Below are 17,544 nucleotides of genomic sequence, written 5' to 3' on the forward strand. Positions count from 1 at the left end.
ATATTATTACAGTAAGTGAGTTTGAAAAGAACAATTTAATTTCAATTCATGTAGCAGAAGAAAAAATAAATACAATTTATAACGGTGTCGATATTGAAAAGTTTTTATTCCAGCAGAAAAAGAAAGAATCTACATATAAAATAGGGATATTAGCTAGATTATCCAAAGAGAAAAACCATCAACTATTTGTCAAAATTGCAAATGTGTTGAAAAAGAGAAATGATTTTATGTTTTATATTGCTGGTGATGGACCAGAGAAAGAATCGATTATGAAAGAAATAGAAAAATATGGATTGCAGCAAAGGGTGAAGATGCTAGGGAATATTTCAGAGCCGCATGAGTTTATAGGGAATATGGACGCCTTACTTTTATTATCTTTTCGTGAAGTGTTTCCAATGGTAGTAATTGAAGCGATGGCTACAGGGACACCAATTGTTTCAATAGATGTTGGTGGAATACATGAAGCGGTAATAGATGGAGAGTCAGGTGTTTTGATATCTGAATATTGCGAATCTGAATTCGCAAGTGCGCTTGAGGAACTACAAGGGAATGAAGAAAAGGTAACTGCTATTAGATTGAAAGCACGAGAGAAAGCAATGAGATATTTTTCGTTAACTAAAATGATAGAGGAAACGAAAAATATATATGAATTAAACAAATGACCGAGTAGGTCGTTTGTTTTTTTTATTATAGAAACTTTTAAGAGACAACTCACATATTATATGAAAAAGGTAATATGAGGAGTGAATTTATTTTGTCAGAATATATTTCATCCCAAGAAGATTGTGCGCCAGAAAGTAGCGTTCATATTGATTGTTTTGGCGCAGTTCCAAACTCGGGAAATGATAGCTCATTAGCAATTCAGCAAGCTATTGATTATTGTGTAGCGAATCGAATTTCGACGGTTAGAATTACAGGGATAAATACGTACAAAATTGTAAAGCCGATTGTTATTAAATCAAACGTAAGATTAGAGTTGGATCCTACCGTAACACTGCAAATTGATGGGGATTTTAATGCATTTGAGCTACAAAGTAACGCTTCGATAGTTGGTGGTACTCTTCAAGTTATAAATCCATTGTTTCAATCTGCTGTTATTTATGTTTCTGGTTCACAACAAATCGAAGTACCTAATCAATCTGTTATATCAAATATAAATATAATAAATACAACTCCATCGTATAAAGGAAAAGCTATACATTTTTATTGTCAAAAGGCATGGGATTTTATTAGTTTCTTTCAAGTTAAATTTATTCAAATTAAAAACTTTCAAACTGCAATACATTTGAAGACAGAATATATAAATGATATCAATACACCTTGCTGGATTAACGCCAATGTATTTCAATCTATATTTATTGATGGATGTGTGTATGGGATTGAAGTAGATGGAAATAGTGATTTGCCAAATGAAAGTTCAGGAAATACGTTTCATGATATTCAAGTGCAATGTAGACAACAAACGGAAAAAGTAATTCGTTGTTCAGGTGCGTATAATACATTTGATTGTATGATTTGGGATACGTACCGGATGAGTAGTGAACAAATTGTTATTGAATTTTCTTCCAATTCTCATCGTAACTACCTTTTTTCAAATCTGCTTTCGACAACTATTGTAGATAAAGGACAATACAATGTTTGTAAGTCTACTTATGAAGAATCCCTACGAATTCAGTTACCATTGACGTTAAATAGACCTCATTTAATAGGAAATCAAGATGATATTTTAGTAAATGCTCAGCAGAAATATAATGTTAAACAAGTAAGTGGGAAAGTACCGTATGGGGGAAATCTAGCCAATTGCTTTAATTTAATAGATGAGCAAAGTGTAAACTATATTGACGTTCCAGATAGTAACCCAGTTGTCATTGAACTTGATTTTACGAAAAAACCAATACAAATGTTAAATTGTTTTGGAATGTATTTTGGGTGGGGAGAGAGTCCAAAGAAAATTAAAATTGAATATGCATTAAGTGCAACTGGAAGTTGGGTTATCGCGTTGGATGTTCCATTAAATGTTGGCGATACAATTATATCGAATATGAAGGCGAGTCAGTTATATAAAGTTAGAATTACATTAAGTGGTTATTCTCAAGACCATAAGCGTTTTCGAATTAATCGTATCTTTGCAAGATCTTCTATGGAAAATGGGAGTGCTTGGTTAGCGACAACTGGAGGAAGAATGTTTGGAGATATTGAAATAGAGGCAAGTAAAGGTATAATCATGAAGACTGCTAGTGGAGTGAAATGGAAAGTTACTATTAATGAAGCTGGCCAACTTATTACGACTAAAATAACTTGAGATGGTGTTTAATCGTATATCATTGGACGAGTTACAACGTAGTGGAATATAGGTAATGAAAAAGAGATTGTAATTTGGTTTCAACCAAACTACAATCTCTTTTTTGTTTCAATTACTTCCACCAAATCCAAGTCCAAAGGTAATTTCGTACATTTCGAGGAGTAATACGAATGAAGCGCTCACCGTCAAAGAAGCAATTTAAATTTGGAAGTGTTTCATCTGGATTTTCTGAAACAAAGGTGACGATGTTTTCGTTACTTGTAACGGTTACTGTAATTGGTGGGTCGGTAGGTGAGACTTGAAGTTGTAACGAAATATTGGCCGTATTTTTAAATTCATTATTAACAGGTGGACTTATTACTTGTACTGTGAATAACACGATAATTGTTTCGTTTGGTTCCAAATTAGTAGCGACTAGGAAACCGATATTCGGATTCGCTAGTGGAGAGCGTTCACCGTTAATAAAGACAGTGCCGTTTATAAATTGTAAACCTGCTGGAATAGTATCTTGTAATGAAATATTTGAGAGTGAAATTTTGGAAGTATTCGTAATGCGCACCGTGTAATCAAAATATTGATTTAAATAAGCAGAGCTGACGGAAGCATTTTTCGTGACTGTTGTAGTTATAAATTGAACTGGTATACGAACGATATTTGAATTAACAATGAAAGTAATAATTGGATCCTGTGGTGTCAATTGAAAGGCAGCGGTAACTGTTGCAGAATTTATAATTGTACTGTTTGAAGGAATAGAAGTTACGAGGACTTGAAATGTTATAGTTGCTACTGAATCTGCAGGTAAAGAGCCGATATTAATACCAGTGTCTGGACGAACATTTGGAACGGGAGTACCGTTAATTGTTACGCTGTTTTCTATAAATGTTGTACCAGCTGGAATTGTGTCTATAACAGAAGTGCTGATTGTCGGAATTGGGGAGTGATTAAATACCGCTAATGTGAATGTAATGATATCTCCTATAACGACAATAGATTTGTCAGCTGTTTTTTCAATACGAACCATTGGATCAATGACTGTCGTTGTAACGGTATTTGTTTGCTTTGTAATTGTAATAGGTGGTTTTGTTGGATCAATGATAACGGTATAGGAAACAGAAGCATCGTTATTAATTGTAGGTTGAAGAGTAGAAGAAGATATTGTCACTTGGAACGTAATAATGACAGAGTCATTAGGAGCAAGATTTCCTAACGTAATACCATTTTCAGGATTCTCATTAGGCTGATTGATTCCGTTAATCGTAACACTACCAGCAACAAAAGTCGTATCTATTGGTACGGTGTCTATGGCAAGAAGGTCTTCAATCGTTACATTACCGCTATTCGTAATCGTAATTGTATACGTTAAAGTTTGAGCAGGTAAGGCATTCGTTACATCAACAGATTTTATGGCAATGACATTATCATTTTGGACAGTAGTTGTGACGGTATTTGTTATAGTCGTATTTGTAACGGGTACGTTATTTGGGCTGACTATATAGTTAAAAGTAGTAATTGCGTTGTTGTTTAGTTCATTTGGTGTTGGAATAGAAGTCACAGTTACTTGGAATGAAACGATAGCGTCTCCACCTACAATTATAGTACCAATTGGTATGCCACTTACTGGATTCGCTCCTGGAAGAGTTTCTCCGTTTACAATGACGCTATTTTCTATAAACGTAGTACCTTGAGGGATAATATCTTGAATGATTACATCATTTACTGCAACATTACCGGTTTGATTTAGTGTAATCGTATACGTTAACGTATCACCAACCGTTGCAAATGCAAGATCAACAGCTTTATTACTATTCAAATTCGCGTGATTAATTTCTGTTGCGGCAGCTGATGAAATAATAGTTTCGGTAATAGGTGGTCGATCTGGTACCGTGTATTCATATTCAATTGTACTCGTGTTAGAGATTGGATTTGTTTGTGGAATCGAAGTAACCCGTACTTGGAATAGAATAGTTGCTGTCGTATTAGGCGGAATGTTATCAATTTGTATACCGTTAAGAGGGTTGTCATTTGGCCGAGCGTTGCCGTTCACGATAACACTATTCTCTATAAAGCTCGTATTTGCTGGGATGATATCTGTAACAATAATGTTTTCGACTTGTATATTTCCGTTATTTATGATGGAAATTGTATAAGGGATGATAGTTTGTAAGTCAGCATATTGGATAGGCGTTGTTTTTGTCGCAATTACATTAGCAGAAATAACTTCAGTGAAGGTAATATTGCTAGTCGATATTTGTTCTTCCACGTTTATTGTATAACGAGAAGTTGATTGATTTTGAACATGGCCGCTAGCAGGAAGAGCTACGACGGTAACAGAAAATGTGACTGGGATAGAAATATTAGGAGCAATCGTTCCTACAAGTATACCTACACTTGGGTTGGCGTTAAGCTGAGGAATGTTATTTACTAAAACGCTACCGTCAATAAAGGTTGTTCCATCAGGTATATTGTCTGTAAATACAACAGTAGTGGCATCCGTATTCCCTGTATTCGTTAAAGTTGTTGTATAAGTTAAAATGTCACCAATTGTTACAGAGGTCAAATCAACAGTTTTAAGTGAAATGATATCAGCATCATTAATTTGAACGAAAGTAGTATTGGAAGTAGTAGATTTTTGAATTGGCGCAAAGTCAGGATTGAAAATAAAGTCGTAAACGATGTTTGCAGTATTAGGTGTTGGATTTACAGCAGGTAAATTCGTAACGGAAACTTGGAATGTTATTGTAGCCATTTGACCTGCTGCGACATTAGGAATGGAAAAACCGATATTCGGATCTGCTGCAGGAAGTACAGTATTGTTAACTATTACACTTCCTGGAATAAATACTGTTCCATCCGCTATAGTATCTGTAAAAAAGATGGAGTTAGTTGTAGTCGATCCATTATTTTGAATGAATACTGTATATTCAATGGTTTCATCAATGTTAGCTAATACAGTATTAGCGGATTTTGTAGCAATAAGAATAGCATCAATAAATTGTATATTTGTACTATTGGAAGAGGTTGTTTCTGAAATTGGTGGTCCGCTTGGGTCTGGTCGATACTCATAGTGAATGACGGCGATATTATTAATGTTATTTTGTGGCGGTATAGAGACTACGCTTACTTGGAACGTAACAATAATCGTATTATTTGGAAGAATTATATCAAGATTAATACCGGTAATTGGATTTTCGTTAAGTCTTGGTACGCCATCTACAAGAATGCTATTTGGAACGAATGTGGTGCCAGAAGCAATTGCGTCAAGTAGGAGAGTATTTGTAATAGGTATTGTACCGGCGTTTGTAACTGCGACTGTATATGTGATGATTTGACCGATACGTGTAATGGATCTGTTAGCGGATTTAATTGCACTAACATTTGCCGTTCGCACTTCAGTATTTACTGCATTTGATAACGATCTACGCTGAATAATTGGAGAACTAGGGTCAATTTGGTATTCGTACGAAGTGTCTGAAATATTAATGACTGTATTGCCCTCTGGTATATTTGTAAGTTGTACTTGGAATGAAATAGTGACTGTTTCATTTGGTTGTATCGTGCCGAGAGTTACTCCGTTTTCAGGATTAGCGCCAGGCTGAGTTACATTATTTATTGCTAAGCTATCCTCAATGAATATAGTACCTTCTGGAATGTTATCAATGAACACGGTATTGTTAGCCGGAACGGTTCCTATATTTTGTAGTGTATTTGTGTAGGTAATAATTTGCCCGATTGATATGAAATTTACATCCGCGCTTTTAACAGAAATAATATTTGCATTTTGAAGTGATGTTGTAACAATGTTAGAATTTGCAGAGCGATTTACTGGTGGGGCTGTAGGAATACTTACATATTGGTAAGTTGCTGAAGATTGATTTGCAATTTCGGTTTCAGTAGGTGGATTATTTGTTTGCACTTGAAATAGTATCGTTTTGGAACTGTTTGCTGGAATTGTTCCAATCGGTATTCCGTTTTCAGGATTTACACCTGGCTGAAGGACACCATTAATTGTGACACTATCGGGAACGAATGTAGTCCCAGCTGGAATAAAATCTGTGAAATTAATATTTATTGCGTCAACATTACCGATATTTTTCACTTCAGAAATATAAAGTATAGTTCCGCCAATATCTACAGTTGTTGGATTGGATGTTTTAGTAATTGTCAATTGTGCTTGCACGAAATTTGTAATGACGATATTACTAGTAGATGTTTCAGTAATAGGCGGTTGCCCTGGGTCTGGTTGGATTGTATATGTTGTATTGGATTGATTTGTAATCGATTCTTGCGAGAATGAATCGTTAATAAGAATTTGGAACGAAATAAGATGAGTAGCGTTTGCTGCTAGGGTAGGTAAAGTAACACCTACATTTGGATTAGCACCAAGTATAGTTGTTCCGTTAAGTGTAAAACTATTTTCTACGAATGTAGTATTTTGGGAGATAGTATCTGAAAATATGAGATTAGTAGCTGGAATATTTCCGGTATTTTCTAGTGTTATTGTGTAAGTCAAAATATCACCTGTTGTTGCTTGAGGTGCATTGACTGCTTTTAAAGAAAGGATAGTCGCATCCGAAATTTGTGTGAAAGCAGGATTAGACGTAATTGTTCGAGAGATGATAGGAGCAGTTGGATCGGCGATAAAAGTATAGTCAATACGGGCTGTATTAGAAATTGGGTTCACGCTTGGTATAGATTGAACGATAACCTGGAATGTTACAGTGACGATTTCTGACGGTGTGATGGAGTTTAATGGTATTCCTACGTTAGGATCGGCACCTGGAACAGAAACACCATTAATGGTAACGCTATTCGGAATAAATGCAGTTCCTTCTGGGACCAAATCTGTTAAAGTAACTGTATTTGCAGTAGTATTTCCGTTATTTTGAACGACTACTGTGTAAGTGATTGTACCGTCAGTAGATTGTACGAGAGAATCTGTACTTTTAATTACGGATAACGATGCATCAACAACAGCTGTATTAACCGTATTAGACGAGGATGTTGCTGTAACAGGAGGTTGACTTGGATCGACAATATACGTGTAACTTGTAAGTGCTTGATTTATAATCGCTCCTTGCGGTGGAATAGAACTTGCAAGAAATTGGAACGTAATAGTAGCGGAATCACCTGGTGCGATAATACCAACTGGAATACCAAGAGTTGGACTTGCATCTGGAAGTGAACTCCCGTTGAGCGTAACACTATTTGGAACAAATAATGCTCCTTCAGGAACTCCGTTAATGAGTAATACAGAGTTTGCAGGGAAGTTTCCAGTATTCGTTAATGTTGCTGTATACGTAATTACATCCCCGATAGATACAATTGAACGATTTGCTTGTAAAACAGTTGTAACAGTCGCGTTATTAATTTGTGTTGAAGCGCTATTAGAATTTATCGTGCCTGTAACAGGAGGAGAGGCCGGATCAACGATGAATGCGTATTGAATAGATGCTACGTTTGTAATCGGATTTGAAGGTGGAGTAGATGTAACTATGACTTGGAAAGTAACGGTTAAGGAACTACCTGCGCTAACTGTTCCGATATTCACTCCGTTATTTGGATTTGCGCCTGGAATGGTACTTCCATTTACAGCAAAACTATTTTCAACAAAGGTCGTTCCTGATGGAATTAGGTCTGAGAAATTTACATTCGTAGCGTTTGTATTGCCGTTATTTTGAATCGAAACTGTATAAGTGATCGTATCTCCAATATTTGCAAAGGCTGTATTAGCAGTTTTTACAGCTGAAAGTATTGCTGAATTAATAGAGGTAACGAAGACGTTCGTTTCCACATTGCCAGGCTGAGCTAGTAATGCATTGCCTACGTTATATTGGAAGTTAACAAATCCTAAGTTTTGGAGTTCAGGTGTGAACGTTGTTGGATTACTTACGATTTGTACTTGGAATATGATTGTAACAGTTTGATTTGGATTGATTGTATTTATGCCAACACCGTCAATGATAGAAGCCGATGGTAATGGAGTGCCATCAACAATAACTGATCCTGCAACAAATTGTGTCCACGATGGTAAAGGGTCTGAGAATATAGCGTTGTTAGCAGGAATATTGCCTGTGTTCGTAATAGTCGTTGTATACGTAATCGTATCACCAATCGTTGCAAAAGTTTTATCTCCTATTTTAATAGTATTTAAAATAGCACTTTCAATTTTTGTTGTCACGTTGTTAGAAATAATATTTTTTGAAACTGGAGGATTAGCTGGATTAACGATATGTTGAAAGCTAACGCTAGCTTGATTAGTAATTGGATTTATAGGCGGAATTTCATTGGCGATAATGTGAAATGCTACGATGACAGATTCGTTTGGCGCGATATCACCGATTGGAACGCCTGTAATGATGTCTGCATTTGGGATGGTAGTTCCGTTTAGTGTAAAGCTATTCGGTTCAAAGGAAGTTCCGTCTGGAATAAGATCGGTAAAAATAACATTCGTTGCACTAACATTTCCGCCATTTGTAATTGTAACGGTGTAGGTAATATCCTGCCCGATATCTACCGTTGATACATTTGAATTTTTTTGTGCAGTAAGGATAGCGCTATTAATTTGTGTTGTCGTTGTATTAGATTGATTGGAAGTTGTAATAGGTGGCTGGCTAGGGTCAACGACATAATGATATGTGGTAGAAGCAGAATTAGAAATAGGATTAAGTGTTGGAAGTGTAATAACAGTTGCTTGGAATGTAACGATTGCCGTATTACCACCATTAATGGAACCAATATTTACCCTCGTTGATAAATCAGCGTTTAGAATGGTTTGCCCATTAACTGTGAAACTATTTGGAACGAAACTTAAATTGCTATTAAGAATATCGATAATAGTTACATCAGTTGCGGTCACATTCCCGGTATTAGGGAGGTTAAGTGTAAATGTTATTGTATTACCAATGTCCGCAAAAGTAAGATTAGCTGTTTTTGTGGTAATAATAGTTGCGTTGTTTATTTGAAGAAGTGTAGTGTTGGAAGTAGCTGCACTTGAAATGGGGGGATTAACAGGATCAACAGTAAACTCATACGTCGTTGCTGCTGTATTTGGTGCTGGGTTACTAGGGGGAATATTGTTTACTGTAACTTGAAAGACGATACTATATATTTCATTTGGTGGAAGTGTTGCAAGTAATACACCTGTATTTGGATTCGCGTTAGGTTGTAAAACACCATCAACAGTTAATGTGTTAGGAACAAATGTGAGTCCACTCGGTAATACATCCGTGAATACAATATTAGTCGCATCCGTATTTCCTATATTCGAAATAGAAGTAGTATAAAAAGCAGTTTGCCCGATATCTGCAAAGGATACACTTTCATTTTTCGTCATAGATAATATGGCTTCTTTAATTTGTGTTGAAACAGGATTACTAATTGAAGTTTCTGCATCAGGTGGTGAGACTAATTGGTACGATGTTGATGAGAAATTTACAATTGGGTTTTGGGTTGGTAATGAGGTCACATTTACTTGGAATGAAACAGTTACTGTAGCCCCAGCTGTTATCGGCCCAATATTTACACCGTTTGTTGGATCTGCACCACTTTGAGGAATTCCATTAATAGAAAATGAATTTGTAATAAATGTCGTTCCGCTCGACATAGCATCTGTGAAAATAACATTTTGTGCGGAGGAATTTCCATTGTTTGTTAAAGTGACAGTATAAGTGAGTGTATCTCCGATGTGGCTAAAAGCTTTATCAACTTGTTTCGATGAAAGAATGGTAGCAGTATTAATTGTAGTAAACGTTGTGTTTGAAGTAACATTTCTTGAAACAATAGGTGCATTGGGATCAGCGATAAATGTGTAAGAAGCACTAGCGGAATTGGCAATAGGATTTTGAACAGGGGTAGAAGTAGCAGTCACTTGAAATGCTATAGATATTGAGCTGTTAGGGGTAATTGATCCAATCGTTATGCCTGTATTAGGATTCAATCCAATTTGTGTGATTCCATTTATTGTAACGCTGTCAGTAATAAATGTTGTACCATCTGGTATAAGGTCAGTGAAAGTAATATTCGTTGCATTTGTATTGCCGTTATTTGTTAAAATTGTCGTATAGGTAATGGTATCGCCTAGTGTTACAAGCGTTTGATCGACCGATTTTATCATCGTTATCATAGCATCTAATACTGGGTTTGTGACAATATTCGTTGAAGTAGAAGTAGTAGCAGGAGTTCCGTTTGGATCAACAGTATAAGAATATAATATTGTATCGTTACCCATAATTGAACTTGAAGGAGGAACAGAAATAACATTTACTTGGAAGGTAACAGTTACTGTTTCACCAGGCGCGATATTTGGTATATTTACTCCGAGTGCTGGCTGTGCACCAAGCTGTTGGATGCCATTTATTGTGACGGAATCTGGTATAAAAGTAGTACTAGGAGGAATTGCACTTGTAAAAGTTATATTTGTAGCTGGTGTATTTCCTGTATTTGTAATAGTTGTTGTATACGTAAGTGTATCCCCGACGGAAATAATAGATTTATCCACACTTTTTTGGGTTGTTAATATCGCACTGTTAATAGTTGTCGAAACCGTATTAGATACATTCGTTTGTGATACGGCAGGTTGGCTAGGGTCAACCACATGTGAAAATTGTACAGAACTAGAATTAGAAATTGGATTTATACTTGGAATGTTTGTAACAAGTACGTTGAGGGTAATAACGGCCGTTCCATTTGGGTTTATATTTCCAATCTTAATCCCGTTAGCTGGATTTCCGATTTGCTGTGTACCAGAATCGTTTGTAAGAGTGCCAGATATGAATGTCGTTCCGTCAGGTAAAATATCTGTGAAAATTATATTTTGTGAAGTGACATTTCCAGGGTTATTTAATGTAATCGTATAAGAAATTGTATCGCCAATTGTCGCGAAAGTTTTATCTACAGATTTGATTGCCACAATTTCCCCAGAATTTATTTGTGTCGAAACGGGATTAGATGTCGTATTTCTTGAAACGAGTGGTAAATTAGGTCCTGTCATAAATTGATAATCAATGGAAGCTCCGTTTACAACTGGTGAGTTTGGCCCCCCAGGTCCAATTGTGAAAATTGGATTTGGAATGCTAACTACTTGCACACGGAAGGTAACGTTTGTAAAATCTCCTGCAATAATATCCCCAATTGGTATCCCATTCGCGGGATTTACCCCAGGTAATAAAACCCCGCCTACTCGAACGCTATCCTCTATAAACACTGTATTATTTGGAATTGGATCTGTAAAAATGATATTCGTAGCAGTTGTGTTTCCTATATTCTCCAATAAAACAGTATACGTTAAAAATGAATTTCCAGGTGCTACGTCAGAAAATAGTCGATCCACACTTTTCGTTGCTTGAATAATTGCTTCGTTAATTTGAACTAAAGTTGGATTACTTGTAGCTGTTTCTGTCACAGGCGGCTGGGTAGGATCAACAATGATCAAGTATGTTGTGCTAGATTGGTTCAAAGTTGGATTGGTAGCTGGTATTGAGCCAACGATAGCTTGAAAGCTAATTGTTGTCGTTCCTCCAACTGGAATTGAGTCTAAAGAAATCCCGCTATCTGGTCTAAATCCAAGTTGTGGGATGGTATTAATTTGTACGCTATCAGGAACGAATGAAAGTTCAGGTGGTAATATATCGATAAAAACAGGTGTGTTTGCGGTAGTATTTCCGCTATTGGTGAGGGTAGTTGTATACGTAATTGTATCTCCAACAGCAGCAAAAGCACTGCTTGCAGTTTTTGTTGCGATAACAGAAGCAGTATTTACTTGTGTAAAAGTTTTATTAGATTGAACTGTTCGTGAAACTGGCGGTTCATTTATATCTACAATAAAGCTATATTGAAGCGATGATTTGTTCGGGATGGGATTCGGGTTTGGAAGTGTTGTAATGTTTACTTGAAAACTGAGTGTAGCAGATGCATTTGAATTCAAGTTACCAATATTGATACCGTTTTGTGGATTTGCATTCGGAACGGTTACACCATTTATCTTAAAGCTATTTGGGATAAAGGTAGTACCGTTTGGAATTGTATCAGTAAAAATAATGTTGTTCGCAATAGTATTTCCGGTGTTTGTAATAGATGAAGTGAATGTAATTGTATCACCAATTGTAGCGAAAGTTGTACTAGCGCTTTTATTTATTACTAAAGTAGCGTCAATAATTGGTGTAACTGTTGTATTTGTTACGGTGCTACCAACAGCAGGAGATTGGTTTGGATTCACGGTATATTCATAATTTACAAGAGCATTATTTGTTAATGTGCCACTAGGTGGTATCGCTAAAATTTGTGCTTGAAAAGTAATGAATACAGTATCTCCTGGCGAAATATCTGCCAAGTGAACACCAAGTGAAGGATCTAATCCTGGTTGTGGAACATTATTGATAGTTACGGAGTTTTGGATAAATGAAGCTCCTGCGCCAAGCCCATCTGTTAAAACAGTTGCACTAGCAGGGATATTACCTGTATTTGTTACTGCAATCGTATAGGTAACGATATCACCAATTGCAGCTGTCGGTGTATTCACAGACTTCGTAGCGACAATAGTAGCGTTATTAATTTGAGTTGTTATTATGTTACTTAACGTATTAGCGGATGCTGGAGGTAAGTTAGGATCTACGACATACTGGTACGTTGTATTGCTTTGGTTCGGGATTGGATTTGGATTCGGGATGGAATTTACTTGCACTTGGAACGAAATTATCGTATTTGCATTCGGGTTTATTGGATCAATTGCTATTCCACTCGCTGGATTTACATTAGGCAGTGTATTCCTATTTACTGTTACACTATTTGGAATAAAAGACGTCCCGCTTGGGATAGCATCTGTAAATACTATATTTGATGCAGGTGTATTCCCGTTATTCGTTAAAGTAGTTGTGTACGTAATAATATCATTTACGTTAGCAAACTGTTTATCTGCCGATTTAGTAGCGGCAATTGAGGCGTTATTAATAGTTGTCTGTACAGTGTTAGAAGCAACCATCTGCATTACAGCTGGTTTGGATGGATCATACGTATATTGGAATGTTGTGCCTGATTGATTTGTAATTGGGTTTACAGCAGGGATAGTTGGTACAAAAACTTGGAATGCAACGGTGCGTGATGAATTCGCTCCTATCGTACCAATCGAAATGCCGGTAGCAGGATTTGCATTAGCTATAGGGACATTATTAATCGTTACAGTATTAGGAATGAAGAGGGTACCCGCTGGAATGATATCTGTAAATGTTACATTAGCAGCAGGGATATTCCCGTTATTCGTTAAAATAGTCGCATATAGTATGACATCACCAATATCAGCGAAGTTTGTACTCGTTAGTTTTGTAGCAACGATATTAGCAGTATTAATTTGTGTAGTTACTATATTGCTAGCAGTGTTTCTAACAAGAGCAGGTAAGTTTGGATCAGCGATAAAGCTATATTGAAGTGCAGCGCTGTTTTGAATTGGGTTTGGTGAAGGTAGCCCATTTGCACTTATTTGAAACACAATCGTTGTAAAACCACCCGAAGGAATGGAGCCCACTTGAAGACCGGCACTAGGGTCTGCACCTAGTTGTAAAGCACCACCTATAAAAATACTATTTGGAACGATAGTGGTGCCATTAGGGATTATATCGGTAACAATAACATTATTTGCTGTAGTATTGCCAAGATTAGCTAAAGAAATTGTATATGTGATTGGTTGCCCGACGTCGGTGATAGTTAAATCTACTTCTTTGACAATAACAACATTTGCTAAATTAATTTGTGTACTTACAGTGTTACTTACAGATGTTTCTATAGTTGGTGGATCACCCGGATTTAGAATAAAGCTATACTGTGTACTAGATGAATTTAATGTTGGATTTTGTGTTGGTAAAGAGGTGACGGTTACTTGATAAGAGACGGTAAGTGAACCGTTAGCAGCAATGGAAGGTAGTGGAACACCTATATTTGGATCTGCGTTATTTTGAAGTACACCATTAATAAGAAAAGTGTTTGGAATAAAGGTAGTACCGTCTGGATTCGTATCTACGAAAGTAGGGCTATCAGCAGAAACACTTCCTGCATTCGTCAAAGTAACAGTATAAGTTAATGTATCCCCTACGGTAGCGAACGCTCGATCCACTGTTTTGGCTGAAATGACATTTGCATCGTTTACTTGAGTAAATGTAGTAGTTGAAGTAGTGTTCTTACTTACAGGTGAAGCGTTTGGATCAACGATAAAGTTATAGGAGATGGAAGCGCTATTTGAAATAGGGTTTGGATTTGGAATGCTAGTTATTACTACTTGGAATGAAGCTGTAATTGTAGTATTAGCATTGATGCTACCAATATTGATGCTAGCTGGTGTAACGCCTGGCTGAGTAACACTGTTAACTATAACGCTGTTTGGGATAAAGGCGGTTCCATTCGCAATTGAATCAGATAGTAATATATTGTTCGCTGCAACATTTCCATCGTTAGTAAGAGCAAAGGTGTAAGTTAATACATCGCCAACTTCCGCAAACGTTTTATCTACAGATTTATTAACATGGAGATTTGCTAGTCTAATTGTTGATGTAACAGAATTAGAATTTGCTGTTTTTGAAGTTGGTGGCAGACTTGGGTTTACAGTATACAGATAAGAAGCAAAGGCATTATTAATGATAGGGTTTTGGGCGGTAATATTGATGACTGTTACTTGGAAAGAGAGGGTAAAAGTAGCTCCACCAGGAATTGTGCCAATAGGTAAGGCGACGAGAGAATCTACATTTTGCAAAACTCCGTTTAGTGTTACAGTACCAGGATTTAATATCGTTCCATTTGGAAGTGGATCTGTTAGTTGTACGTTAGTAGCAGATGTATTTCCACTGTTTGTAATAAGAATTGTATAACTTATCGTTTCGCCAATTGTGGCAAATTGTTTATTAGTTGATTTTGTTAATGTTACATTCGCATTGTTAATTTGAGTGGAAACGAGATTAGAAGAAATGTTTTTCGTAACAGGTGATTGGCTAGGATTGACGGTATATTGATAAGAAGCGCTTGATCCGTTAGATACGACATTTGACACGGGTATTGTGTTTACTACTACTTGAAATGTAACATTTTTTGTTGTGCCTGTTGGGATAGATCCAATATTCACGCTGTTAGCGGGATTTGCGCCTACTTGTGTCGTGCCATCTATTGTTAAACTGTTTAGAACAAAAGTTGTGCCAGTAGGAATGACATCTGTAAAAATAACGTTATTTGCATTGGTATTACCTGTACCTGTAAAGGAAACGGTGTACGTTAGCGTATCACCAATATCTGCAAAATTTTTATCTACTGCCTTCGTCATTGATACAGTAGCATTATTCACTTGAGTGGAGACAATATTTGTCGTATCAGTCCCACTTACTGCTGGTTGATTAGGTACAGGAATGTATTGATATGTTGTTGTTCCACTATTTAATATTGGGTTTGTTTGAGGGATAGAAGGAACGAGCACTTGGAATGAAACAGTAGTAGTGGAATTTGCTGCAATCGAACCAATTGGTATACCATTAGCGGGATTTGCTCCAGCTTGAGTAACTCCGTTAACAGTTACACTACCTGGAATGAAAGTAGTTCCGCTAGGAATCGGATCCGTATATATAACGTTCGTTGCAGCGATATTTCCTATATTAGCTAAGGCAATACTGTAAGTTAATGTTTCACCAATATCGGTAAAAAGTTTGTTAACTGATTTTGTTCCATTAATATCTGCCAGATTAATTTGTGTTCCAGCAGAATTGCTTGTTGCAAGGCCGTTAAAGGTTGTTCCTCCAGCGATTGGTGTATATTGAAATGTAATATTAGCAGTGTTAGAGATAGGATTTTGACTTGGAAGAGAAACGACGGTAGCTTGGAAAGTTACTGTACGAGAAGCACCATTATTGATTGTTCCAAGAGATATACCAGCCGCAGGATTAGCATTTGTTTGTGGTACGTTATCTACTGTTACAGTGCCGGGTATAAAAGAAGTACCGTTAGGGAGACTATCTATAAAAATAGCGTTATTGGCAGGAAGAAGCCCGGTATTAGGGATCGTAACTGTATAAGTGAGAATATCTCCAATTGCAGCAACACTTTTATTCACGCTTTTCGTTGCTTGTATAGTAGGTGAATTTATGTTGATTTGTAAACCGACTGTATTTAACATATACGCATCTCCGTTAGTAGTTAAACGGATTGCGGCGGACACTTGTGAGTTTGTTAAATAAGGAGAAATATCAATAGAAGTAATATCCCAGCCCTGTCTTCCTGCTGAGATGTTTGTGCCTGTAGAAGCACTTTGATTTCGCGTTCCAAATGTCCCAGTTGTATCTAAGTTTCCAGCGGCATTATTAATTTGAGAACCGAAGAAGTTATTTACAGCATTATTTGGCCCAGATAAGGCATTTAATGAACTGAAATTTGGCCCAAATAAAGCTTGATCCCCGATTAAATCTGCATCTCCTTCAGTGGAGCTTAAAAATAATCTCCCGCTTACTGGTCCTCCTGAAGGTGTTAAAAATCCTGAAACAGCTACATCTGCACTACCAGTATCAGCAGAAACACGGTTACCAGCTACGTAAATAGTTAAATTTCTTGCAGGTAATGTCCCGTTTTGATAAGCGACAATGAGTGTCCATCCGGCCGAGTTAATGGATCCATTTGAAGCATCTAAAGGATCAACAAGTCCAGGGACAGCTCCTGTAGTATAAGAACCAGAACCGCCAGCTTGAATAAGAGTTGTTACGTCTGCTGAACGAGTATAAAAGCCAAATGTAATAGAGTTTGAAACGAACGTTTGATTTGAAGCTGTAACAGCTGAAGGAGTAATTGAGTATGTTGAAACGGGTGTTGTAAATGAAACGGGATTACCTAGAACACTCGTAATGTTTTGATCACGAGATAAATAGTTTCCTCCCCAAACGAGTTCTGCGTAAAGAATAGTGCTACCAGCAGGGATATTTAAAATAGCGGTAGAACTATTTTGTGTATAGGTTAACGTTGTACCTGCGGGAAAAGTAGGTACTTGTAAAGCGGTATTCGTAGTTATAAACGCACCAATTGCCCCGATTGTACCAGCACGGTTTTGATTACTAATTTTACTTAATCCTAAAGTATTACCTGTAATAGCGAGTGCGCCGTTAGTGGTGGTAGAAAATCGATTCGTAATGGGCATGTTGTCACCTCATTTCCAATATAGTCTTGGTCAAAATAGGATATGTGTGTGATAAATAAATGGAAACATGTACAAGTTGATTTGATAATAATGATTT

Annotated in this window: 3 protein-coding genes; 2 read left to right on the forward strand and 1 reads right to left on the reverse strand. The window is 36.7% G+C overall.

What is annotated here, in order from left to right; genetic code table 11:
* Together GBN78_RS19120 and GBN78_RS19125 are read left to right on the forward strand one after the other, a co-directional pair.
* Positions 1 to 662 (forward strand): glycosyltransferase family 4 protein (locus tag GBN78_RS19120; protein ID WP_152127613.1); only part of this gene is annotated, 662 nt, incomplete at its 5' end.
* Between the two features lie 92 nt (positions 663 to 754).
* Positions 755 to 2,302, forward strand: coding sequence for a glycoside hydrolase family protein (locus GBN78_RS19125; protein WP_061139479.1), 1,548 nt, complete (start codon positions 755 to 757; stop codon positions 2,300 to 2,302).
* A 112-nt stretch (positions 2,303 to 2,414) separates the two neighbouring features.
* On the opposite strand, the gene GBN78_RS19130 is transcribed toward GBN78_RS19125, so the two are convergent.
* Entirely contained in the window at positions 2,415 to 17,447 is a 15,033-nt protein-coding gene (locus tag GBN78_RS19130; RefSeq protein ID WP_152127614.1) for a DUF11 domain-containing protein, read from the reverse strand.
* Positions 17,448 to 17,544: the final 97 nt, after the last annotated feature.

It is taken from the genome of Bacillus sp. B2-WWTP-C-10-Post-4 (assembly GCF_009183805.1).
Classification (GTDB): domain Bacteria; phylum Bacillota; class Bacilli; order Bacillales; family Bacillaceae_G; genus Bacillus_A; species Bacillus_A cereus.